The organism is Arthrobacter sp. fls2-241-R2A-200, from assembly GCF_030209745.1.
In the GTDB taxonomy this organism is placed as follows: domain Bacteria; phylum Actinomycetota; class Actinomycetes; order Actinomycetales; family Micrococcaceae; genus Arthrobacter.
This window is the reverse complement of the sequence record NZ_JARVRJ010000010.1, coordinates 91,030-113,445: the sequence shown is the minus strand read 5'-3', so window position 1 is coordinate 113,445 and position 22,416 is coordinate 91,030. Positions and strand designations below refer to the sequence as shown.

The following is a 22,416-nucleotide window of genomic DNA, read 5'->3' as shown; positions in this document are numbered from 1 at the left end:
GCCCTGCCTAGAGGATGCCGAGGTTGCGCTGCAACTCGTACGGGGTGACCTGCAGGCGGTAGTCCTGCCACTCCGCACGCTTGTTGCGCAGGAAGTGCTCAAACACCTGCTCGCCGAGGATTTCGGCAACCAGTTCCGATTCCTCCATGGCCCGTATGGCGTCGTGGAGGCTTGCCGGCAAGGGGGCGTGTCCCATCGCCTTGCGTTCGGCCGTGGTCAGCGACCATACATCATCTTCCGCTGCAGCCGGGAGGTCGTAGCCTTCCTCGATGCCTTTCAAACCGGCGCCCAAAAGCACGGCGTACGCCAAGTATGGATTGGTGGCGGAGTCGATGCCCCGGTATTCGATGCGGGCGGACTGGCCCTTCCCCGGCTTGTACAGCGGAACCCGCACCAGTGCGGAGCGGTTGTTGTGGCCCCAGCTCAGGTAGCTTGGTGCTTCGCCGCCACCCCAGAGCCGCTTATACGAGTTCACGAACTGGTTGGTGACGGCCGTGAATTCCGGGGCGTGTTTGAGGATTCCGGCAATGAACTGGCGTGCGGTCTTGGAGAGCTGGAACTCGGCACCGGCTTCGAAGAACGCGTTGGTGTCCCCCTCGAACAACGAGAAGTGCGTGTGCATGCCTGAACCCGGGTGGTCCGTGAACGGCTTGGGCATGAACGTGGCGTAGGTGCCTTGCTGCAAGGCAACTTCCTTGATCACAGTGCGGAACGTCATGATGTTGTCCGCGGTCTGGAGGGCATCGGCATAGCGGAGGTCGATTTCGTTTTGGCCGGGCCCGCCTTCGTGGTGGCTGAACTCCACGGAGATACCCACAGATTCCAGCATGGTCACGGCAGTACGGCGGAAGTCTTGGGCCACCCCACCTGGCACGTGGTCAAAGTAGCCGCCCTCGTCCACAGGCACCGGCGCACCGTTCGAACCCAGGTCCTGGGACTTCAACAGGTAGAACTCGATCTCGGGATGCGTATAGCAGGTGAATCCCATATCAGCTGCTTTGGCGAGCGCCCTCTTGAGCACGTTGCGGGGATCAGCGGCCGACGGCTCGCCGTCGGGCGTCAGGATGTCGCAGAACATCCTTGAGGTCTGTTCGGTTTCGCCCCGCCAAGGAAGTATCTGGAATGTGGACGGGTCGGGCTGGGCAAGCATGTCCGATTCGAAGACCCTGGCGAGCCCTTCGATGGCCGATCCATCAAAACCGAGGCCCTCTTCGAAAGCGCCCTCAACTTCCGCCGGCGCCAAGGCTACCGATTTAAGGGAACCCACGACGTCGGTGAACCACAAGCGTACGAAGCGCACGTCACGCTCTTCGATCGTCCGCAGAACGAACTCTTGCTGGCGGTCCATGGGGCCTCATTTCCAATTCATTGTCCATGCCTCTGGTTCCAGTGATTGGAGCCAGGACAGCTCAGCCTTCACTCTACTAAGAGTTCAGTGCCAATGTGGTGCTGGCGGCTTCGCGTAACACAGCGTTTACATACGACGACGGCGTCCCCGCTGGTGGCAGGCACCGCACGCACGGCATAGGCTCTATCCATGGCCCCGAGCAACTTTCCAGAATCCAGCACGCCCAGCGAAGTATCCGCACCTTACGGTTCGGGCCCAGCCGCTACAAGCAGCAGCTCGACGGCGGCTAGCGCCAAGCCCGCCGGACGGGTCCGGATCCACCACCTTCAGCAGGCCAAGGACAACGGTGCCCGTTTTGCCATGCTGACGGCGTACGAGCAGTACACTGCCGAGATCTTCGACCAAGCCGGCATTGAAGTCCTCTTAGTGGGCGACTCAGCCTCGAATAACGTCTTCGGCAATGAGACCAGCCTTCCCGTCACGGTGGACGAGCTCCTTCCGCTGTGCAGGGCCGTCAGCCGCTCGGCCAAGAGGGCGCTGATTGTTGCGGATCTCCCATTCGGCAGCTACGAAGTTTCCGCCGAACAGGCCGTGGCCACTGGTGTCCGGTTCCTCAAGGAAGGCCTGGCCCACGCCGTTAAGATCGAGGGCACCGCTTACTACGCTGATACTGTCACTGCGATGGTGCAGGCCGGCATCCCCGTCATGGCGCACATCGGATTCACGCCCCAGAGTGAGCATTCCCTCGGGGGCTACCGCGTCCAAGGACGTGGCGATGACGCCCAGCGACTGATTGACGACGCGATCGCGTTGCAGGACGCCGGTGCTTTCAGTGTCCTCATGGAGATGGTCCCGGCAGACACTGCCGCTGCCGTCGACGCTGCGTTGCGGGTGCCGACGGTTGGCATCGGCGCGGGCAAAAGCACCACGGGACAAGTTTTGGTGTGGCAGGACATGGCCGGTCTCCGCGGCGGCAAAATGGCAAAATTCGTCAAGCAATACGCGGACCTGCGGTCAACGCTGAGCGACGCCGCCGCGGCCTATGGGGAAGACGTAAGGTCCGGCCAGTTCCCTGGACCCGAGCACTCCTTCTAGTCCGGGCCCCGCCCGTCTTCGTTTCGGCTAGTCCTCGTCCTGCGCGTCCCACGCATCATTGCGGGCCTTGACCTTTTCCAGGGCGTGTTCGGCTTCTTCCCTGGTTTTGTAGGGGCCGATGAGCTGAGACCAGTCGGACATGGCGTCCTCTTCGATCTCGTGGGTGTTGACGTTGTACCAGTACTCCGGCACTTTTCCTCCTCCATCAGTAGTTGGTGCACGCGTAACGTTCGGCGGACCTGTGGAAGCCCCGCCGGGCATTGTTACTTACGTCTCTTGGGCCTTATATGATCAATCTATGCCTTCTCCAGCTTCCACTGCACCTACCGGCACGCTCACCCCTGGAACCATCAGCCCTGAGCGAGCTGTTCCGGCGTCGATCGCCAGGCCCGAATACGTTGGCAAGAAGGCGCCCAGCAAGTTCACCGGTTCCGAGGTCAAGTCCGCCGAGACCATTGAGAAGATCCGGATTGCCAGCAAAATAGCCGCACAGGCGATTGTCGAAGTTGGCAAGTACATTGTCCCCGGCGTCACCACGGACCGGTTGGACGAGGTTGGCCATGAGTTCCTCCTCGATCACAAGGCCTACCCATCCACGCTGGGCTACCGCGGCTTTCCGAAGTCGATTTGCTCGTCCCTGAACGAGGTCATCTGCCATGGAATCCCGGACTCAACGGTGGTTCAAGACGGCGACATCGTGAACATCGACATCACGGCCTTCATCGGCGGGGTGCATGGGGACACCAACTACACCTTCCTTGTTGGCGATGTGGATGAAGAATCCCGTCTGTTGGTTGAGCGTACGCAGGAGTCGCTCAACCGGGCCATCAAGGCCGTGGCTCCGGGCCGCGAGATCAACGTAATCGGCCGAGCCATCCAGTCGTACGCCAAACGCTTCGGCTACGGCGTGGTCCGGGATTTCACTGGCCACGGTGTAGGTGAAGCCTTCCATACAGGCCTCATCATTCCGCATTACGACGCCGCACCGGCGTACAACACAGTGATCGAAACGGGCATGGTTTTCACCATCGAACCCATGCTCACGCTCGGCAGCATCGAATGGGACATGTGGTCTGATGACTGGACAGTGGTTACCAAAGACCGCAAACGTACGGCCCAATTCGAACACACGCTGCTGGTCACTGAAACCGGCGCGGAAATCTTAACCCTTCCCTGAGTTACCGAAATGTGTCTGCAGCCCAGGGGCTGCCGCCGCCCATCCCTCCTGCCATGATCGGAAATGCATTGTCCAAAAAGGATGAGAAAAACCACAAGCACGCCCCGCTGATCGGTATCGACATCGGCGGCACCGGAATCAAGGGCGGCATCGTCGACCTGAAAAAGGGCAAGCTGATCGGTGACCGGTTCCGGGTTCCGACGCCTCAACCGGCGACGCCGGAGGCCGTTGCGGAGGTCGTGGCCGAGATAGTCGCCGAGCTCTCGAGCCGACCCGACGCACCCGACGCCTCATCACCCGTAGGAGTCACCTTTCCCGGCATCATCCAACATGGTGTGGTTCACTCAGCGGCTAACGTGGACAAGTCCTGGCTTGAAGCCGACATCGACAAGGCGTTCACCAAGCGGCTTGGCCGCCCTGTAGAGGTGATTAACGACGCCGACGCCGCCGGGCTGGCCGAGGCCCGCTATGGCGCCGGCGAAGGCGTGGACGGCACGGTCCTGGTGATCACGCTGGGCACCGGCATTGGATCGGCCTTCATCTTCAATGGCCATCTGGTTCCCAACGCCGAGCTTGGCCACCTCGAAGTGGACGGTGTCGACGCCGAAACCAAGGCATCCGCCGTCGCCCGGGAGCGGGATGGGCTGACCTGGGACCAGTACGGAGTTCTTCTGAACCGGTACCTCCAGCACGTCGAGTTCCTGTTCTCCCCTGAGCTTTTCATCATTGGAGGCGGCATCTCCAAGCGCTCCGATGAGTACTTCCCGCACTTGGATCTGCGGACCAAGATCGTCACTGCAGAGTTGAAAAACGATGCCGGCATCGTGGGTGCAGCGCTCGAGGTGGCCCTGCATCACAAGCTCGCCAAGTAGGCTTCGGATACTTCTCCGGCGGCTGCGGATTCGTGTCCGCGGCCGCCCGGAGCTAAAGCTGGCTTTTCTCAGTACCTTTTGCTTCTGAGTTCACCGCTTTGGCATGGTCTTGGGCCTCGTGCCGCAACAAGGAGATCGCCGACTCAAAGTCCTCCAAGGACTCAAATGCCTGGTAGACGCTGGCGAACCGGAGGTAGGCGACTTCATCGAGCTTCCGGAGCGGGCCCAGGATGGCCAGGCCTACTTCGTGCGCGTCGATTTCGGCTGCACCCGATGAGCGGATGTTTTCTTCGACCTCTTGGGCCAGCATGGCCAGATCGTCTTCGGTGACGGGACGCCCTTGGCACGCCTTCCGGACGCCACTGATGACCTTGATCCTACTGAAGGGCTCGCCAACACCGGAGCGTTTGATAACGGACAGGCTGGTGGTCTCCACCGTTGTAAACCGACGGCCGCATTCAGGGCATTGCCGCCGACGTCGAATGGAAGTACCGTCGTCCGCCATACGGCTGTCCACGACGCGGGAGTCGGGGTTCCGGCAGAACGGGCAATACATGCTGGGCCTCCCCCACAGTTCCGGACGTCTGTGGGCAGGGCGCCGCGAGCGTGCCGGAGGATTCACTTCCGACTTCAGTTTACGGTCGCGGGCACCGTAATGACAAGCTTGTCATTACTACATGTAGTGCCAGCAACCCTTACATGTTGTGGTTGGCGTCCGGTTGGAAACGGATCCTGACAGCGTCTCCGTGCCCGGGAAGGTTCTCCGCGCCGGACAGGCTCACGATATGGCTGCTGACCTGCTCCAGGGCGGCACGGTTGTAATTGATGACTTGGACTGCACGCAAGAACGTGGTCACATTCAGCCCCGACGAGAAAGCCGCCGTCCCGCTGGTCGGAAGCACGTGGTTGGACCCGGCACAGTAGTCACCCAGGCTGACCGGGCTGTAGTCGCCAACGAATATCGCTCCGGCATTTCGGATCCGTGCCGCCACGGAGGCTGCGTCCTTGGTCATGATTTCCAGGTGCTCGGCGGCGTAGGCGTTGCAGACCGCGATGCCCTGTTCCAAGTCATCCACCAACACCACGCCGGACTGGGGCCCGGACAGCGCCTCCACCACGCGTTCGCTGTGCTTGGTCGCTGCCGCCTGCTTCTTCAATTCACCCACGACGGCGTCAGCGAGTTCCGCTGAGTCGGTCACCAACACGGACGCAGCCTTGGGATCGTGCTCTGCTTGGCTGATGAGGTCCGCCGCCACCAAGGGGGCCTGTGCGGAGGAGTCTGCCAAGATCGCGATCTCCGTGGTGCCCGCCTCCGAGTCGATGCCTACCACTCCCCTGACGAGCCTCTTGGCGGTGGCTACGAAGATGTTGCCCGGCCCTGTGACAACGTCAACGGGCTCGATCGGTAATTGCCCGTCACCCCCGGGGACTCCGTAGGCAAAGGAAGCGATCGCTTGGGCTCCGCCAATGGCGTACACCTCTTCTATACCGAGCAGCGCCGCTGCCGCCAGGATGGTTGGGTGTGGCAAGCCGCCGAATTCCTTCTGTGGCGGCGAAGCCAAGGCGATGGATTCGACGCCGGCAGCCGCTGCGGGCACGACATTCATGATCACCGAAGAAGCAAGGGGCGCAAGACCGCCAGGAACATACAACCCAACCCGGCCTACGGGAATCCAGTTTTGGCTGACGACGGCGCCGTCCGCCAATGCGACGTCGACGTCGGCTGGCCGTTGCTGCCGGGCGAACTGCTTGGCCCTGCTGATCGATTCCTCCAGCGCAGCGCGGACGTTCGGCTCCAAGCCTGCCAGCGCTTGGGCGAGCGCCTCTGCAGGCACCCTGGGATGGGACTGTTCCACGCCGTCGAACGTCTTTGCCAGTGCTGACAACGCCTCAAAGCCGCGGCTGCGTACGGCGGAAATGATATCAAGGACCTTTTGTTCCGCGTCCGCCATCGTTTGATGCTTCGCCCTCGGCACAGCCGCACGCAATTCCGCCAGGGAAAGGCTGCGCCCCCGGAAATCAATGGTTCGGAAGGCCAGGGAGACGGCGGGTGCGGAGGTATCGGGAGAAGTGGTCACCGCCCTATTTTACGGGCTTCCCGGAAAGAACCCCGAACAAGGAAAGGACGAACGTGACAAATGCCGTAGCACCTGGCCATAAGGCCAGCACCGAATAGGAGCGCAGCGTGAATCCATAGTCGGACCCGAGCGCTGGATCCACGGCGGGACCCCACAACTGCGCGGCCAGCAGGCCGATCGACCAGGAGACAACGGCACCTGCGGCCCCACCGAGGAGCGCAAACGCAAAGCGCCGGCCTGCTCCCCGTGTGTTCAGTTTCCCGTCCAAAAGGAAACCCGTCACCACTCCGGCAACCAATGCCAAACCGCCAAGGACCAAGTCACGCGGCAACCACGATGCTGGAACTGAGGGGTTGGCCAACGCCGGATTTCCGGACAGCAGATTGCCTCCCCCCGGGGCCAACAGCCACCAGAGGAGGCCCACAGCAATCCCCGAAGCCGCCGGGAGAACCAGCCAGGCTATGTCCCGCCGCCCTGGGCGGTGGGAGGCGGGGCCGGCTGTGGCTTCCGCGGAAATCTCTACAGTGGGATCGGTCATGCTCCCACATTAACAAAGGTTCATGCCACCTCAACAAAGTAAGGAGCCGCACCAGAAGGGGAATACGCTGAAGGGAGTACCTACCCGCACCATGGAGGAGAAACACCCCGTGTCCACCGAGCCGACTGGCTTTCAGCAAACCTTCAGGGAAATGTTCCGCCGGCACGCGGCAGGGGTGGCGATTATCACCGCCAACCTCAACGGGCACCCGTTCGGGTTCACCGCCACGTCAGTGGCCTCGCTATCCGCTGAGCCGCCTCGCTTTACGTTCAACATGGCCCGGAGCTCGAGTTCATGGCCTGCTGTGGCCAACTCCGAATTCATCGGCGTGCACATGTTGGGCCTTGAGAACCAGGCTCTGGCCAACCGTTTCGCAAGGACCCGCAACCGCTTCGAGGGCGACCACTGGGAGCCCGGTCCCCACGACGTTCCGATCCTCAAAGACGTCAGCGGGTGGCTGGTGGGACGGATACAGATGCGGCTTTCCTTCGAGAACAATGCCGTGGTGGTGGTAGAGGTCATCGACGGCCAAGTGGGCGAGGACGGCACTCCCCTGCTGTACCACGGCGGAGCCTACAGCAAGCCAACACCCTTGGATTATGAGATCTGAACACGCTAGCTAGCAATAGGTGTAGCTAGCAAGTACTCCTCAGCTGTCGTCTAGGTGTCAAGGCAGGCCGGCCCCAGGAGGACCTTGAGGTCGCCAAAGAGTGATGGGCTGGGATTTACCCGCAGATGTACGGGCAGGCCCATGACTTCGACTTTGGTATCACCGGTGAGCTTGAGGCGCACCTCGGAATTTCCGCGGTGCGTTCGAAGAACGTCGCGCAAATCCGTCACCACCGTCTCTGTGGCTTTATAGGTGGGAAGAGTGATGACCACCGGACCGTTCACGCTTTCGCTCAGGTCCGGTACCGATAGTTCCATGCAGTTCAGCGTCACCGCACCATCGTCCCGGCGCTGCAAGCGGCCTTTAACAACCACGATCAGGTCCTCGGCCAGCACAGAAGCTATGGGACCGTATACCTGGCCAAAGAACATAACCTCAATGGACGCACCAAGGTCCTCGATCTCCGCGCGGGCATAGGCATTGCCGCTGGCCTTGGCGATCCTGCGGCTGAGGGAGGTAATCATGCCCGCAATGGTGACTATCGCGCCGTCGTGCGGCCCATCCTCGGCGATAATCGACGCAATGGACTGTTCCGCGTGCTGGTTGAGGACGCCTTCGAGGCCCTGCAACGGATGGTCCGATACGTAGAGCCCCAGCATGTCCCGTTCAAAGGACAACTTGTCCTTCTTTTCCCATTCCGGCAGGTCCGGGATCTCAGTGGTCAAGGACGCTTCAGGTTCTTGGTCTTCAAAGCCAGCAAAGAGGTCGAACTGGCCAATGGCCTCATTCCGCTTAAGGGTGATGACCGAATCGATGGCTTCCTCGTGGATCATCGCCAGCGCGCGGCGGTGATGCCCGAGCGAATCGAACGCTCCAGCCTTGATCAAGGACTCGATCGTACGCTTGTTGCACACCACGGCAGGCACCTTCAGTAGGAAGTCCTTGAAAGAGGTGTATTTGCCCTCGGTGGTGCGGGCCGAGACCATGGCGTCCACCACGTTGACGCCAACGTTGCGGATAGCGCCCATGCCGAAGCGGATGTCGTGGCCCACTGGCGTGAAGTTCAACGATGATTCGTTCACATCCGGAGGCAGGACCGTGATGCCCATCCGCCGGCATTCGTTGAGGTAGATAGCGGATTTGTCCTTATCGTCACCCACCGATGTCAGCAGGGCAGCCATGTACTCCGGCGCATAGTGCGCCTTCAGGTAGGCCGTCCAGTACGAAATCACGCCATAGGCAGCCGAGTGCGCTTTGTTGAAGGCGTAGTCGGAGAACGGAAGCAGGATGTCCCACAGCGTCTTGACAGCGGCCATGGAGTAACCGTTGTCCTGCATGCCTTGGGAGAAGCCGGCAAATTGCTTGTCCAGCTCGGATTTCTTTTTCTTACCCATGGCGCGGCGAAGGATATCTGCCTGGCCAAGTGAGTAGCCGGCCAGCTTTTGCGCCACGGCCATGACTTGCTCTTGGTACACGATCAGGCCGAAAGTGCCGCCAAGGATCTCCCTCAGGGGTTCTTCCAACTCCGGGTGGATGGGGATCACTTCCTGGATCCCGTTCTTCCGCAGTGCGTAGTCGGTGTGGGCGTTGGCGCCCATGGGCCCGGGGCGGTACAGCGCGAGAACTGCCGAAATGTCTTCGAAGTTGTCGGGCTTCATGAGCTTCAACAGGGAGCGCATGGGGCCGCCGTCGAGCTGGAACACGCCCAGGGTGTCGCCGCGTGCCAGAAGTTCGTACGACGCCGCGTCGTCCAGTTCCAGGTTTTCCAGGTCCAGGTCCACGCCGCGGTTCATCTTGATGTTCTCAAGTGCATCAGAAATGATCGTCAGGTTCCGGAGTCCCAGGAAGTCCATCTTGATCAGGCCGAGGCCTTCGGACGTTGGGTAATCGAACTGCGTGATGACCTGGCCGTCCTGGAAACGGCGCATCACGGGGATGACATCGATGATGGGGTCCGAGGACATGATCACACCAGCGGCGTGGACACCCCATTGGCGTTTCAGTCCCTCAATGCCCAATGCCGTCTCGAAGACCTTCGCGGCCTCGGGATCTGTGGCGATGAGCTGGCGGAAGTCCGCGGCTTCGCTGTAGCGCTTGGACTCCGGGTTTTGGATGTCCGCGAGCGGGATGTCCTTGGCCATCACAGCAGGCGGGAGGGCTTTGGTCAACTGCTCGCCCATGCTGAATGGGTAACCCAATACGCGCGAGGAGTCCTTCAGCGCCTGCTTGGTCTTGATCGTTCCGTAGGTGACGATCATGGCTACGCGCTCGTCGCCGTACTTTTTGGTGACGTAGTCGATGACCTCGGAGCGGCGCCGATCATCGAAATCGACGTCGAAGTCAGGCATGGAAACGCGGTCCGGGTTGAGGAAGCGTTCGAAGATCAGTCCGTGCTGCAGGGGATCGAGATCCGTAATGCGCATGGCATAGGCAACCATGGAACCTGCACCGGAACCACGGCCGGGGCCCACGCGGATTCCGTTGTTCTTTGCCCAGTTGATGAAGTCGGCCACCACCAGGAAGTAGCCGGGGAAGCCCATGGATGTGATGACGCCGAGTTCGTAATCGGCCTGGGCGCGCACCTTGTCCGGAATGCCTTGCGGATAGCGGTACTTGAGACCCGTATCCACTTCCTTAACCAGCCACGAGGTCTCGTCTTCCCCGGGCGGGCAAGGGAACCTGGGCATGTAGTTGGCACCGGTGTTGAAGGATACCTCGCAACGTTCAGCGATCAGGAGAGTGTTGTCGCAAGCCTCGGGGTGGTCGCGGAACAATTCGCGCATCTCTTGGGGAGACTTCAAGTAGTAGCCGCTGCCGGAGAACGCAAAGCGGGAGCCGCCGTTGTCGTACGTTGGCTCCAGCAGGGTAGAGCCTGATTGGATCGCCAGCAGGGCCTCATGGGCCTTGGCGTCGTGCTCGTGCGTGTAATGCAGGTCATTGGTGGCTACGAGGGGAAGATTCAGTTCCTTCGCCAACCGCAGGAGGTCGCCCGTGACGCGGCGTTCAATATCCAGTCCGTGGTCCATCAACTCACAGAAGTAGTTCTCCGCACCGAAGATGTCCCGGAACTCGGCGGCCGCTTCGACCGCCTCCCGGTACAGTCCCAGCCGGAGCTTGGTTTGAACCTCCCCGGAAGGACACCCTGTGGTGGCAATCAAGCCTTCGGAGTAGGTATTGAGGAGTTCACGATCGAGCCGGGGCCATTTGCCGAACACGGAATCGAGGGAAGCAATCGATGAAGCCCGGAACAAATTGCGCATGCCCACGTTGTTGTAGCTCAGGAGCGTCATGTGTGTGTACGAGCCACCACCGGAGACGTCGTCCTTGCGTTGGCTCTCATCGCCCCAACGCACACGCTCCTTGTCACCGCGCGCGGTTCCGGGAGTTACGTAGGCTTCGACGCCGATGATCGGCTTGATGCCTTTGTCCGTGGCTTTACGCCAGAAGTCGAATGCGCCGAACAGGTACCCGTGGTCAGTGGTCGCCAGGGCGGGCATGCCGAGCCGTTCCGTTTCATCAAACAACTCACCCAACCTGGCTGCTCCATCCAGCATGGAGTATTCGGTGTGGGTGTGCAGGTGGACGAACGAATCATTGCTGGAAGTCACCCGGACAGTCTACCGTCCAGGGTCCGACAGGATAGGAACGTGCGAGGCACGTGCTTCCTACGCCGCCCCGGTTGCCAGCAGGTCCAAAGCGAACTGCAGATCTTCCGGATACTCGCTGGTGACTTCCACCCATTCGCCGGTGCGCGGGTGCGTAAAGCCAAGCTGGCGGGCGTGCAGCCACTGACGTGTGAGGCCCAAAGTCGCAGCGAGGCGAGGATCCGCCCCGTAGGTTAGATCACCGGCACAGGGGTGCCGCAACGCGGAGAAGTGGACCCTGATCTGGTGGGTTCGCCCGGTTTCCAGATGCACCTCCACCAAGGTGGCCTTGCCGAAAGCTTCCAACACCTCGTAGTGCGTCACTGACGGCCGACCGTCTTCGATAACGGCGAACCTCCAGTCATGCCCTGGGTGACGTCCAATCGGAGCGTCGATGGTTCCCTGCAGCGGATCGGGAAGCCCTTGAACCACTGCGTGGTACACCTTGTCCACCGTTCGTTCCTTGAAGGCCCGTTTCAGCACCGTGTAGGCGTTCTCCGTCTTCGCCACCACCATGACGCCGGAGGTGCCGACGTCGAGCCTGTGCACGATGCCTGCACGCTCCGGAGCACCCGACGTCGAAATCCTAAAACCGGCACCTGCCAAGCCACCGACCACCGTGGGCCCAACCCATCCCGGCGACGGATGGGCAGCAACACCCACGGGTTTGTCGATGACAACGAAATCCTCATCATCGAGCAGGATATTCAGGCCTTCCACGACTTCCTCCACCACCTCCAATGGATCCCGGCGTTCCGGAATCGTGACGTGCACAACTGCGCCAGCTGTAAGCTTGGCCGATTTCTCAAGCGTTGCTCCCCCGCTGGTGACGTTGCCCTCCGAGAGGAGCAACGCGGCCGCCGACCGGGAAACATCCAGCAGTTTCGCTATGCCTGCATCGGCCCGGACTCCACCCAACTCCTCTGGAATGCTCAGCTCCCTACTCACCGGGCGCCTCCGGAGCGGGACCTTGCGCGTTGCCCGCGTCAGCGGTTCGCTCACTCGGTGCACCGTGGCGCGAACCGTCCATGGCTATGCCGCGCAGCGTCAAGATACAAACGATCGCGACCCCGGACACCACCGCAGAATCCGCAATGTTGAAGATCGCGAAGTTGGGGAACTGGATAAAGTCCACAACGTGCCCCATACCGAACGACGGTTCGCGGAAAAGACGGTCCGTCAGGTTACCGAGCGCGCCTCCCAACAGCAAGCCCAGTGACAGCGCCCACCACGCAGACCCAAGTCGGCGGAGTTGGAAGAGGATAGCGACGACGACCACTGCCATGATGATGGTGAAGATCCACGTAACGTTCTCTCCAATGGAGAAGGCTGCACCCGAGTTGCGGATGTAATACCAATGCAGCAGCGGCGGGAGGACAGCAATCCGTTCGCCTTCCTCCATGGTGCTGGTGACCCAGAGTTTGGTGAATTGGTCCAAGGCGTAGGCGAAGGCAGCGAAGGCTGCGAAGAGCCAGAGCTTTGCCGGACGCCACTTGCGATCTCGTGCAGGCATGGGCGTCAGGGCGTCATCGGTAAGATCGTCGGTCATTGTGCTTTCATTCGGGAGGCTTGGTGCGTTGCCGTCAGGCGTTAACAGCAAAAGCCGGTGACCGAGGAAACCCCAGCCACCGGCTTTCAGAATACTTGCTAAACGTCGGCGGTTGCTTCGCCGACCTCAGGGGCAGCAACCGAGCCGCGGGCGTCGAGATCGCGGAGCTGGCCTTCGATGTAAGCCTTCAGGCGTGAACGGTAGTCACGCTCGAAGCCACGGAGCTGCTCGACCTTGCGTTCGAGGACAGAACGCTGCTGCTCCAGGGCGCCCAAGATCTTGCGGGACTTCTCTTGTGCGTCGTTGACCAAGCTGGAGGCCTCGATCTGTGCCTCAGCAATGATCTTTTCCTTCTGCTGTGCACCGTCGGCGACGTGCTTGTCGTGCATCTGCTGGGCCATGGCCAGCAGGCCTGCAGCGGATTCAGCGGAAGGAGTGAGGTTGTTGCTCGGCGCCGGAGCCTTCGCTGCGGCAGCGGCGGCGTCGTCGGCAGCCTTCTTCTTAGCAGCTTCCGCGGCCTTGGCTTCAGCTTCGGCCTTAGCTTCAGCTTCCTTATCAGCCTTAGCCGGAGCAGGAACCTTCTCCACGACCGGGGCAGCAGCAGCGGCTGCAGGAACGGCAGCACCGGCCTCGCCAAGCTTCTTGCGAAGTTCGTCGTTCTCCTGGTTCAAGCGGCGGAGTTCAACAACGATCTCGTCAAGGAAGTCATCGACCTCGTCTTGGTCGTAGCCTTCGCGGAACTTGGTCGGCTGAAAGCGCTTGTTGACAACGTCTTCTGGCGTCAAAGCCATCTGGTCACCTCATTGGTCTAGTTAGTCAGTAGGCCTTCCGGCCGTTCAAAACTACGGTACCTAAATATCATCTGGTTACTCTAATTCAACACCATCGTGTTGATTTGGAGAATTTGCGCACGTCAGGCCCCTGTTGGAGCCCTCGGTGACCCGGCGGGCTAGGCCAAGCTGCTGGTCACTGCCATGGCGATGCTCACTGCAATGATGAGGATCAGGAAGCCCAGGTCCAAGGACACGCCACCCATTTGCAGGGGCGGAATCAGCTTGCGGAGCCTCCCAAGCGGTGGGTCCGTCACGGAGTAGACCACGTGGGCAGTTACCAAGGCCGCACCCCGTGGCCGCCATTGCCGGGCAAACATCTGCACCCAGTCAAAAATGAGGCGGATGATCAGGGCAATGAAAAACAGCAACAACACGATGTAGATAAGGCCGAAAACAATGCCCACAGGTTAGCTCAAATCTCCCGAATACTTCCGAATGCCGTCGCTACCATTTCAACACAGATGCCAGGCAGGTTTCCCCGCCTGGCATCTGCCCGAACCGGTAGTGTCAGCTTTGGTTGAAGAAACTGGCCTGCGTTTCGCTGGCCTTCTTGTCATCTCCGATGACTTCAACGTACGACGGCGACAACAAGAAGACTTTGTTGGTGACCCTCTCAATGCTTCCATGGAGTCCGAAGACCAAGCCGGCAGAGAAGTCAACCAATCGCTTGGCATCGGCTTCACCCATGTCGGTGACGTTCATGATGACCGGAATGCCATCCCTGAAGCTTTCACCGATGAGCTTGGCATCATTGTAGGAACGGGGATGAACGGTGGTGATCTGCCTCAGGCCAGAGGCATCCTCGCGGCTGGAGGCCGCACGCTTGATGGGTGTCACGGGTGCGCGGTATTCCTCTTCGGCGTCAACAACGGGCAATTCACGGACTACTTCCCGGACGGGAGCGGGCGCCCGGCGCTCTTCCCGCTCCTGCTCCTGGGGGCGTTCTTCATCATGCTGTGCCACGGGCTGCTCAGATTGGTAGTGTTCATCGCCGTCGGCGAGCCCAAGATAGATCATTGTCTTGCGCAGAGCGCCAGCCATGGTGCACTCCTTATCGTTTTTGCAGTAGGCGGGCCGCCATGACATGCAAGTATCAGAACCCCGGCCCATCGTTCCAATAATTCGACGCTACCCCACGGCCGGACGTGATCCGAGAATATCGGAGCCAATTCTCAGGTGTGTCGCCCCGAACTTCACGGCAGCTTCCAAGTCCTGGCTCATGCCGGCAGATATACCTGTGGCTGCGGGGTGCACGGCGCGGAGGGCCTCGGAAATTCGGGCGAGTTTTTCAAACGAACGTTCCGGATCGGCACCCAGCGGAGCCACAGCCATGATTCCTGCGAGGCCCAGGCCCTGGGCGGCTTGGATCCTGTCGGCGATATCTTCGACGTCGGACGGGTCAGCGCCGCCGCGATGTCCTCCAGCGCCGGAGTCAAGGCTGACTTGGATGAAGCACTGCAGGTCGGTGCGTCCCGTGGCGTCTTGCTCCCGTTCGATGGCCTTTTCCAAGGCCGCCACGAGTTGCGGCCTGTCGATCGACTGAACGGAGGCTGCATACTTGACGACCGACTTTGCTTTGTTGCTCTGAAGCTGCCCGATGAAGTGCCAGCGGACGTCAACATCTGCCAACTCGGCCGACTTGGCTGCCGCTTCCTGGTCACGGTTCTCCCCAACATCCGTGACACCTAGGGAAACCAGTCGGCGGACGTCATCGGCAGGGTGGAACTTCGTCACCACAATCAGCTTGGGTTGGTCGCCCCGCCCCGCAGCAAGGGCGGCAGCCGAAATCCGGTGCCTAACGGTGTCCAGGCGTTCCGCAAGCGTTCGTGTCCGCGCGTCGTCAGTCATGCATCCACACCAAACCAGCGAACCGACCAGTCTGTGTGTCCCGTCGGTAGGAGAAGAGCGCGTCATTTTCCAACGTGCACTCCCCCGAGTACTCCACGGCAACATCTGCGGCGGTCAATTGTTCGCGTACCCCTGCTGGAAGATCCAGGGCGGCCGTACCCCACGAGGTGGTTGACCACGTACCCGGTACCTGCGCGGCGACTTCCGCCCGAAGCTGCTCCGGGACCTCATAGCAGGAGCCGCAAATGGACGGCCCCACCCAGGCACGGATGCGGACGGCTCCGCGGTTGCGCATTTCGGCGACAGTCGACGGAACGACGCCGGAGGCCACGCCGGGGCGTCCGGCATGCGCCACAGCAAGGACGACGCTCCCATCGGCGCCGTCACCGACGAGCACCACAGGGACACAGTCGGCCACCATGACAGCAAGCGGCTGGGCACGGCGGGAGAACCCTGATACTGGAAGCCCCCCGGACACCATGGCATCGGCAGTGGGGCCAGGCCCCAAGGCGTCGATGGGCGCCACGGTATTGCCGTGGACTTGATTCATATATTGGAAGTTCCCCGCGTATTGGAAGTTGCCTGCGCCAAGGCCGGCCGCCCTGGCCAAACGGGCCCGGCGAGCCGCCACCTGTGCGGGGTCATCCCCTACGTGAAGGGCCAGATTCCCAGCGCCCGTATCCGTAAAGGCTACAGAAACGCCGGGTCTCACTTCATTGCGCCACCAAAACACCGAGCTAAGTCTCCGAACGCGACTTACTTGAGGAAGTCAGGAACGTCGAGGTCGTCCGAACGGCTGCCCGAAAGGTCAGGCTCCACTACTGCCGGAAGATCGACGTCGAAGCCTGAGTCCGCAGGCAACGCGGACGGGCGCTGCTGGCCCCAGTTGCTCAGGCCGGCAGCGCCGATACCTGCCGTCGCATGCTGCGGTGCGGCAGCATTGGAGGGAGCCGCGCCGGGAGCCGGGCGGTCCGGGGTGGCCGGGTGCTGCGCGGGGCGCGACTGGTCCATGGACGGCGACGTAGCCTTGACGTCGTCGAAGCCTGCGGCAATAACGGTGACGCGGGCTTCATCGCCCAAGGCGTCATCGATAACTGCACCGAAGATGATGTTGGCCTCCGGGTGCGCAACTTCCTGCACCAGGCGGGCTGCCTCGTTGATTTCGAACAAACCGAGATCGGAGCCACCCTGAATGGAGAGCAGCACACCGTGTGCACCATCGATCGAGGCTTCCAGCAAGGGCGAGGCAATGGCGAGTTCGGCGGCCTTGACAGCGCGGTCCTCACCGCGTGCCGAACCGATACCCATCAAGGCAGACCCTGCCCCTTGCATGACGGACTTCACGTCCGCAAAGTCCAGGTTGATCAGGCCCGGCGTGGTGATGAGGTCGGTGATGCCCTGGACACCGGAAAGAAGGACCTGGTCCGCCGAGCGGAAAGCGTCCAGAACCGAGACATTGCGGTCGCTGATGGACAGAAGGCGATCGTTCGGGATGACGATCAGCGTGTCCACCTCGTCACGAAGCGCATCGATTCCGGCTTCAGCCGAGCCGGCGCGACGCCGGCCTTCGAAGGTGAAGGGGCGGGTGACGACGCCGATGGTCAGCGCACCGAGGGAACGGGCAATGCGGGCAACGACCGGAGCGCCGCCGGTGCCCGTACCGCCGCCTTCGCCGGCCGTGACGAAGACCATGTCAGCACCACGCAGGACTTCCTCGATCTCGTCGGCGTGATCCTCGGCGGCCTGCTTGCCAACTTCGGGGTTGGCGCCGGCGCCAAGGCCACGGGTGAGTTCACGTCCGACGTCGAGCTTGACGTCAGCGTCGCTCATCAGCAAGGCTTGCGCGTCCGTGTTGATGGCGATGAACTCGACACCCCGGAGACCCACCTCGATCATGCGGTTGACTGCGTTCACGCCACCGCCGCCGATGCCGACGACCTTGATGACGGCCAAGTAATTCTGCGGTGCTGCCACGTTTCGTGCCCCTTGCTTGTGTCCTATAGCGAAACTGATCGAGTCCAACGTGAATCCTTGGACCTTAACCCTCTAGTTGAAGGTTATAGTTATGTCAAGTAACTCTACTGCGACGGTATTTCCTCTGGTTCGCACATGCAATGACCGCTTGCGCGTGTCGTCCGAATGTCCTGTTCCGAGTCGGAAAGTCGTGTCCCGTCGCTGGAGGGTTACGGGTGGAAGTAGTTATTTTGTGAAAGGGTGCCTCGGGACGCTGACGTCGTAGACGTTGATCGGGTCCTTCGGGTTGGGCGGCATGTTCAATAATGCCTGGAGTGCTTTGGCCTTCAATTCCCTGTCCTCAGCATTGCCCCACACTACAGTCTTTCCGTCAACGAGTTTTAGTTCCACCGCATCCGGCGAGGTTGCGGAGGCCGTAGCCATTTTAGCCAAAACGTCTGCGGGCAGGGTGTCCAGAACGGCCGCAATAGCCTTGAACAGATCCGTGTTCACCGTTCCCGCGCCCGGGTCGATCAGAGGCAGAGCAGCTCCCGCTGGGTCCTTGGTTACCCCGAGTTGGACGCCGTCGACATCCACCATCACGTATGCGTCGCCTTGCTTCAAGAGCGCGACGGGTACCCGTTCATCGATGTGGACCAGCAATTCCGACGGCGGCCGTGCTTCCACCGTGGCCGAACGGACCTGAACCAACGGCTTCAAGAGATCGTTGACCTGCTGTTCGCTGACCTGCGGCAATGGCTTTCCCTGAAGGCCCGACAACGCTTTTTGAACAGCGTCCGGCGTCACGAGCTTGGTGCCGTCCACGGCGATGGAACGGACCGCAAGGACAGGCGAGTACACGGCTCCAGCCACAATAGCCGCCACCAGCACAACGATGATCGCCAGTGTCCATCCGATGAGCCGCCGCTTTCGCTTGCCCTTTGGCTCCGGAAAGACGATGACGTTGGCAGGCGCCTCCGCCTTAGCCTGTTTGCCACCCGGTTCGGCAGGGCGTGGAACTTCCACGGAGCGTTGGGCACTGATGACGTCGGCGCCACCGCGAATGGGGCCCGGCTTGCGTGTGCTAGCCACCCAGGGCCTCCACGATCACGGGACCGTATGCGGTCACGTCACCGGCGCCCACGGTCAGCACGACGTCGCCGTCCTTCGCCACCGCCGCAATAGCGTCAACGGCTTCGTTACCGCTGACCAAACGACCCTTGGCCAGCCGATCGGCGATCAGCGCGCTGGTGACTCCTGGAATGGGGTCCTCGCGGGCGGGGTAGATATCCAGTACCAGTGCCGTATCTGCGGTGTCCAGCGCTGCCGCAAACTCGGGGGCGAACTCACGTGTCCTGGAGAACAGGTGGGGCTGGAAGAGGACATGGACTTTCTTGCCAGCGGCCACCGAACGGGCAGCAGACAAGGCCGCCCGGACCTCCGTGGGGTGGTGTGCATAATCGTCATAGACACGCACTCCCCTGGCTTGGCCCTTGAGCTCAAAGCGCCGCGATGCGCCTGTGAAGTGGGCAAGGGCTTCTGCTGCGACCTCGGGCAGCACACCGAGTTCCACGGCAACTGCGAACGCCGCCGTCGCATTGAGGGCATTGTGGCGCCCCGGAACCTGCAAATCCAGGGCGTGCCGGTCCTCCCCTATTGCCACGGACACGTTGCCCGGGCCGTCGTCGTAGAGCCGGATGTCGGCGTCGTCCGCTGTGCCGTAGGTGACCACGCGTGTGGTGCCCTTCGCCGCTGTCCGCTCCGCCAATGCCCGCGCCCCCGCATCGTCCGCGCATGCGAACAGGACGCCCTCGGACGGAAGTAGCGCAGCGAAGTTATCGAAGGAGGCGAACACAGCCTCCGGGGTCCCATAGTGGTCCAGGTGGTCGGCTTCCACGTTGGTGACGACAGCAACCAGCGGCTTGTAGTTCAGGAAGGAGCCATCGGATTCGTCGGCTTCGGCCACGAAAATGTCAGAAGACCCGTGCGCTGCATTGACCCCTAGCGCGGGGACGTTCGCGCCGATCGCGAAGGTGGGATCTCCCCCCGATTCCTTCAACAGGACCGCCACCATGGATGTGGTGGTCGACTTGCCGTGCGTACCGGCGACGAGGACAACGCGGTGGTCCGCCATGGCGGCCGCCAGCGCCTCGGAACGGTGCAACACGGGCAGACCCTTGGCGCGCGCCGCGGACAGTTCCGGATTGTCGGGACGGATCGCAGAGCCGGCGACGACGGTCTCCGCATCGCCGAGGTTGGCGGCGTCATATCCGACGGCGATGCGCGCGCCGGCCGATGAAAGGTCACCCATCACCGGCAGGTCTTTGGCGTCGCTGCCGCTCACGGGCACGCCGCGCGAGACCATGATCCGGGCAACGGCAGACATCCCAACACCACCGATACCGATGAAATGGACCCTGCCAAGGGTTTGAAGGGAATCACTGCTCTGGTTCATGCGGACACCGCTTCCAAGACAAGATCAGCCATTCGCTGATCGGCGTTTCTCACTCCAAGGGCTTCGGAACGGCGGCCCATGTCTGCAAGCCTTTCCCTGTCCGTCAACAGCGGAATCAGCTGGGTTTCGATCCATTGCGGGGTCAGGTCCCTGTCGTCCACCAGGAGTGCTCCTCCAGCTCCAACGAGGGCGGCCGCGTTCAGTGCCTGCTCGCCATTGCCGATAGGCAGGGGCACGAACACTGCCGGGACACCCACTGCAGCGACTTCGCTGACCGTACCGGCGCCGGCGCGGGCCAGGAGTACGTCGGCAGCTGCGTACACGTTCTCCATACCGTCCACGTATTCGACCTGGTGGTAGCCCTCGGCCGTGAGTACACCGCCGTCGCCATCGTGGACAGCTTTACCGCGGCCGGTGATGTGCAAGGTTTGAATGCCCGCTGCGGCCAAGGCCGGGAGGGCAGCAGTGATGGAGCGGTTGATGCTCAACGCGCCCGAGGACCCACCAGTGACGATCAGGGTCGGCTTGTCCGCATCCAACCCGAGGGCGGCCTTGGCAGCTGGACCGGCAACTGAGCGGTCAAGGGCTGAGACCGCCCGGCGCATAGGCATGCCTACGTGCCGGGCACCCCGGAGCCGCGTGCCCGGGAATGCCACTGCCACGCGGTTGGTGAAACGCGCTCCCACCCGGTTGGCCAAACCGGGCCGGGCGTTTGCCTCGTGGATAACAATGGGGATCCGCAACCGGCGTGCAGCCAGGTACATGGGCGTGCACACATAACCGCCGACTCCAATCAAGACGTCGGCGTCTGCCTCCCGCAAGATCTTGCGTGCTTGCGCGACGGCGCCGCTCAGCCTCCCTGGAAGCCTGAGGAGATCGGCGGATGGCCGCCGCGGAAACGGAACGCGGTCAATGGTGACAAGCTCGTAGCCGGCAGCAGGCACCAGCCGGGTCTCCATGCCCGAGGACGTTCCAACGGTCAAGATGGCAGCATCCGGCCGTTGTTCCTTGATGGCGTCGGCGATCGCCAGCAGCGGACTGACGTGCCCGGCCGTTCCGCCGCCGGCAAGGACGACTGAAAGGGGCTTGGTGACATGGGAAGAGGCAGACGTCATGAAGTGCTATGTACGCTTTCGTGTGGTCTTGGGAGAACGGCGCGGGAGGAACCTGGGACGCTCCTGCGGTGGCAGTTGGCTGCGGGCCAAAGACAAGACTACGCCCACACCGCACAGCGACATCACAAGCGCTGAACCACCTGCCGAAATAAAGGGCAGCGGTACACCGATCACCGGCAACAACTGCGTGACCACTGCCATGTTCATGCTGGCTTGGCCCAGTAGCCACACCATGATCCCACCGGCGAGGGTGCGCTGGAACGGGTCCGTTTGCCGCACCACAACACGGAATATCGCGATGCCGAGGATGGCGAACAGGACCAACACCACCACTGTGCCCACGAGGCCCAGTTCCTCGCCGATGATGGCAAAAATGAAGTCGTTGTGCGCCTCGGGAAGCCAGTTGTACTTTTGCCGGCTCTGGCCCAGTCCCAAGCCTGTCCAGCTTCCCTGCGCCAGCCCGTACATTCCATTCGTCGACTGGTAGGTGAAGTCCGAATCAGCCGTGCAGGACGGGTTGGCCATGCCCAGCCAAGCGGTGACGCGGCAAATGCGGTTGGGGCTGATGAGCGTCATCGCCGTAGCCCCAATGGCCCCTATGGCAGCCACGATCGCCAGCATCCTGCCAGGGACCCCTGCAAAGTAAAGCCCTGCCGCCACGATGGACATCACGACGATGGCGGTACCCAAGTCGTTTCCCACCAAGATCAGCCCAAGAACGGCCCCCGCCCCGGGGAAGACGGGAATCATCACGTGCATCCAGCGGTTGAGGTACTTCTCTTTGCGCGCCAGCACGGCGGCAATCCAGACGCACAGCACCAACTTGGAAATCTCGGATGGCTGGATGCTGATGCCACCGATATCCAGCCAGTTTTGGTTGCCCAATGCGCTGCGGCCCAACACCGGGACTAGTGCCAGCAGCATGATGACGACGCCCATCGCCCACCATGACAACTTCTTCATCCAGATGACATTGGTCCTGGAGATCACGTACATGGCAATCAGCCCGAACACGCCGAACATGGCCTGCTTGAGCGCATCACCGTACGGCGACTTGCCAACCGAGATCGCTTCAACGCTCGACGCCGAGAGCACCATCATGACGCCAATGGCCGTAAGCGCCACGGCACAACCCAGAATCAGGTAGTAGGTGGAGCTGTTGGGGGCCTTGTCTTTGCCTTCGATGTAGTCCCAAAGGCGACGGAGGCGGCTACGGAGACCGCCGCCGTCGTGACCTGGAGGTGGCGACGGACGCTTGGACGCCCGCGGTATCGTGCCGCGGGTGGGCGTGCTGACCATTG

Annotated in this window: 22 protein-coding genes; 4 read left to right on the top strand and 18 right to left on the bottom strand. The window is 61.7% G+C overall.

Annotation, left to right across the window (positions count from 1 at the left end):
• Positions 1-7: 7 nt before the first annotated feature.
• Complete coding sequence (glnA, locus tag QRN42_RS12880) at positions 8-1,348, bottom strand: type I glutamate--ammonia ligase (protein ID WP_284979559.1); 1,341 nt, start codon at positions 1,346-1,348, stop codon at positions 8-10.
• A gap of 189 nt (positions 1,349-1,537) precedes the next feature.
• Here glnA and panB point away from each other — a divergent pair, with 189 nt between their 5' ends.
• On the top strand, positions 1,538-2,443 hold the full coding sequence (gene panB, locus QRN42_RS12875) for a 3-methyl-2-oxobutanoate hydroxymethyltransferase (RefSeq protein WP_284979558.1): 906 nt from the start codon (positions 1,538-1,540) through the stop codon (positions 2,441-2,443).
• Positions 2,444-2,470: 27 nt separating this feature from the next.
• Here panB and QRN42_RS12870 read toward each other — a convergent pair whose 3' ends face one another.
• Positions 2,471-2,635 (bottom strand): SPOR domain-containing protein, encoded by a 165-nt coding sequence (locus QRN42_RS12870; RefSeq protein WP_284976102.1) that lies wholly within the window; start codon positions 2,633-2,635, stop codon positions 2,471-2,473.
• Between the two features lie 106 nt (positions 2,636-2,741).
• Here QRN42_RS12870 and map point away from each other — a divergent pair, with 106 nt between their 5' ends.
• The gene (map, locus tag QRN42_RS12865; protein WP_284979556.1) at positions 2,742-3,620 is read left to right on the top strand and encodes a type I methionyl aminopeptidase; all 879 of its coding nucleotides are present in this window, start codon (positions 2,742-2,744) and stop codon (positions 3,618-3,620) included.
• Between the two features lie 68 nt (positions 3,621-3,688).
• Entirely contained in the window at positions 3,689-4,492 is an 804-nt protein-coding gene (gene ppgK, locus QRN42_RS12860) for a polyphosphate--glucose phosphotransferase (RefSeq protein ID WP_410550077.1), read from the top strand.
• 52 nt (positions 4,493-4,544) lie between these two features.
• On the opposite strand, the gene nrdR is transcribed toward ppgK, so the two are convergent.
• From nrdR to QRN42_RS12845, 3 genes are all read right to left on the bottom strand, one after another.
• On the bottom strand, positions 4,545-5,048 hold the full coding sequence (gene nrdR, locus QRN42_RS12855) for a transcriptional regulator NrdR (RefSeq protein ID WP_284976105.1): 504 nt from the start codon (positions 5,046-5,048) through the stop codon (positions 4,545-4,547).
• A 139-nt stretch (positions 5,049-5,187) separates the two neighbouring features.
• Complete coding sequence (hisD, locus tag QRN42_RS12850; protein ID WP_284979554.1) at positions 5,188-6,570, bottom strand: histidinol dehydrogenase; 1,383 nt, start codon at positions 6,568-6,570, stop codon at positions 5,188-5,190.
• Positions 6,571-6,574: 4 nt separating this feature from the next.
• A complete protein-coding gene (locus QRN42_RS12845) occupies positions 6,575-7,108 on the bottom strand; it encodes a hypothetical protein (RefSeq protein WP_284976107.1) in 534 nt (177 codons plus the stop codon).
• 109 nt (positions 7,109-7,217) lie between these two features.
• Between QRN42_RS12845 and QRN42_RS12840 the strand changes: the two genes are divergently transcribed.
• A complete protein-coding gene (locus QRN42_RS12840; RefSeq protein WP_284979553.1) occupies positions 7,218-7,718 on the top strand; it encodes a flavin reductase family protein in 501 nt (166 codons plus the stop codon).
• A gap of 50 nt (positions 7,719-7,768) precedes the next feature.
• Here QRN42_RS12840 and dnaE read toward each other — a convergent pair whose 3' ends face one another.
• The 13 genes from dnaE to ftsW all read right to left on the bottom strand — a co-directional run bounded on the left by dnaE (position 7,769) and on the right by ftsW (position 22,414).
• A complete protein-coding gene (dnaE, locus tag QRN42_RS12835; RefSeq protein WP_284979552.1) occupies positions 7,769-11,326 on the bottom strand; it encodes a DNA polymerase III subunit alpha in 3,558 nt (1,185 codons plus the stop codon).
• A 57-nt stretch (positions 11,327-11,383) separates the two neighbouring features.
• Positions 11,384-12,310 carry an RluA family pseudouridine synthase gene (locus QRN42_RS12830; RefSeq protein ID WP_284976110.1) on the bottom strand — a complete coding sequence of 309 codons (927 nt, stop codon included), beginning with the start codon at positions 12,308-12,310 and terminating at the stop codon, positions 11,384-11,386.
• Positions 12,303-12,911, bottom strand: coding sequence for a signal peptidase II (gene lspA / locus QRN42_RS12825; protein WP_284979551.1), 609 nt, complete (start codon positions 12,909-12,911; stop codon positions 12,303-12,305). The genes QRN42_RS12830 and lspA overlap by 8 nt, the downstream gene beginning before the upstream one ends.
• A 98-nt stretch (positions 12,912-13,009) precedes the next feature.
• Complete coding sequence (locus QRN42_RS12820) at positions 13,010-13,702, bottom strand: DivIVA domain-containing protein (RefSeq protein WP_284979550.1); 693 nt, start codon at positions 13,700-13,702, stop codon at positions 13,010-13,012.
• 158 nt (positions 13,703-13,860) lie between these two features.
• Complete coding sequence (locus QRN42_RS12815; protein WP_284976113.1) at positions 13,861-14,148, bottom strand: YggT family protein; 288 nt, start codon at positions 14,146-14,148, stop codon at positions 13,861-13,863.
• Between the two features lie 103 nt (positions 14,149-14,251).
• On the bottom strand, positions 14,252-14,785 hold the full coding sequence (locus QRN42_RS12810) for a cell division protein SepF (RefSeq protein WP_284976114.1): 534 nt from the start codon (positions 14,783-14,785) through the stop codon (positions 14,252-14,254).
• A gap of 87 nt (positions 14,786-14,872) precedes the next feature.
• On the bottom strand, positions 14,873-15,592 hold the full coding sequence (locus QRN42_RS12805; RefSeq protein ID WP_284979549.1) for a YggS family pyridoxal phosphate-dependent enzyme: 720 nt from the start codon (positions 15,590-15,592) through the stop codon (positions 14,873-14,875).
• Positions 15,585-16,325 carry a purine nucleoside phosphorylase YfiH/LACC1 family protein gene (locus QRN42_RS12800; RefSeq protein ID WP_284979548.1) on the bottom strand — a complete coding sequence of 247 codons (741 nt, stop codon included), beginning with the start codon at positions 16,323-16,325 and terminating at the stop codon, positions 15,585-15,587. Before QRN42_RS12800 ends, QRN42_RS12805 begins: the two co-directional genes overlap by 8 nt.
• 23 nt (positions 16,326-16,348) lie before the next feature.
• Entirely contained in the window at positions 16,349-17,566 is a 1,218-nt protein-coding gene (gene ftsZ / locus QRN42_RS12795) for a cell division protein FtsZ (protein WP_284979547.1), read from the bottom strand.
• A 225-nt stretch (positions 17,567-17,791) separates the two neighbouring features.
• Positions 17,792-18,637, bottom strand: a complete 846-nt coding sequence (locus QRN42_RS12790) for a cell division protein FtsQ/DivIB (protein WP_284979546.1) — start codon at positions 18,635-18,637, stop codon at positions 17,792-17,794.
• Positions 18,630-20,000 (bottom strand): UDP-N-acetylmuramate--L-alanine ligase, encoded by a 1,371-nt coding sequence (gene murC, locus QRN42_RS12785; protein ID WP_284979545.1) that lies wholly within the window; start codon positions 19,998-20,000, stop codon positions 18,630-18,632. Before murC ends, QRN42_RS12790 begins: the two co-directional genes overlap by 8 nt.
• Entirely contained in the window at positions 19,997-21,115 is a 1,119-nt protein-coding gene (gene murG, locus QRN42_RS12780; protein WP_284979544.1) for an undecaprenyldiphospho-muramoylpentapeptide beta-N-acetylglucosaminyltransferase, read from the bottom strand. Before murG ends, murC begins: the two co-directional genes overlap by 4 nt.
• A 6-nt stretch (positions 21,116-21,121) precedes the next feature.
• Positions 21,122-22,414, bottom strand: coding sequence for a putative lipid II flippase FtsW (ftsW, locus tag QRN42_RS12775; protein ID WP_284979543.1), 1,293 nt, complete (start codon positions 22,412-22,414; stop codon positions 21,122-21,124).
• Positions 22,415-22,416 lie beyond the last annotated feature (2 nt).

Coding starts and splice junctions, on each gene's coding strand:
- panB (WP_284979558.1), top strand. CDS start 1,538: ATGGCCCCGAGCAACTTTCCAGAATCCAGCACGCCCAGCGAAGTATCC.
- nrdR (WP_284976105.1), bottom strand. CDS start 5,048: ATGTATTGCCCGTTCTGCCGGAACCCCGACTCCCGCGTCGTGGACAGC.
- ftsW (WP_284979543.1), bottom strand. CDS start 22,414: ATGGTCAGCACGCCCACCCGCGGCACGATACCGCGGGCGTCCAAGCGT.
- QRN42_RS12845 (WP_284976107.1), bottom strand. CDS start 7,108: ATGACCGATCCCACTGTAGAGATTTCCGCGGAAGCCACAGCCGGCCCC.
- QRN42_RS12810 (WP_284976114.1), bottom strand. CDS start 14,785: ATGGCTGGCGCTCTGCGCAAGACAATGATCTATCTTGGGCTCGCCGAC.
- murG (WP_284979544.1), bottom strand. CDS start 21,115: ATGACGTCTGCCTCTTCCCATGTCACCAAGCCCCTTTCAGTCGTCCTT.
- lspA (WP_284979551.1), bottom strand. CDS start 12,911: ATGACCGACGATCTTACCGATGACGCCCTGACGCCCATGCCTGCACGA.
- murC (WP_284979545.1), bottom strand. CDS start 20,000: ATGAACCAGAGCAGTGATTCCCTTCAAACCCTTGGCAGGGTCCATTTC.
- QRN42_RS12805 (WP_284979549.1), bottom strand. CDS start 15,592: ATGACTGACGACGCGCGGACACGAACGCTTGCGGAACGCCTGGACACC.
- QRN42_RS12820 (WP_284979550.1), bottom strand. CDS start 13,702: ATGGCTTTGACGCCAGAAGACGTTGTCAACAAGCGCTTTCAGCCGACC.
- map (WP_284979556.1), top strand. CDS start 2,742: ATGCCTTCTCCAGCTTCCACTGCACCTACCGGCACGCTCACCCCTGGA.
- glnA (WP_284979559.1), bottom strand. CDS start 1,348: ATGGACCGCCAGCAAGAGTTCGTTCTGCGGACGATCGAAGAGCGTGAC.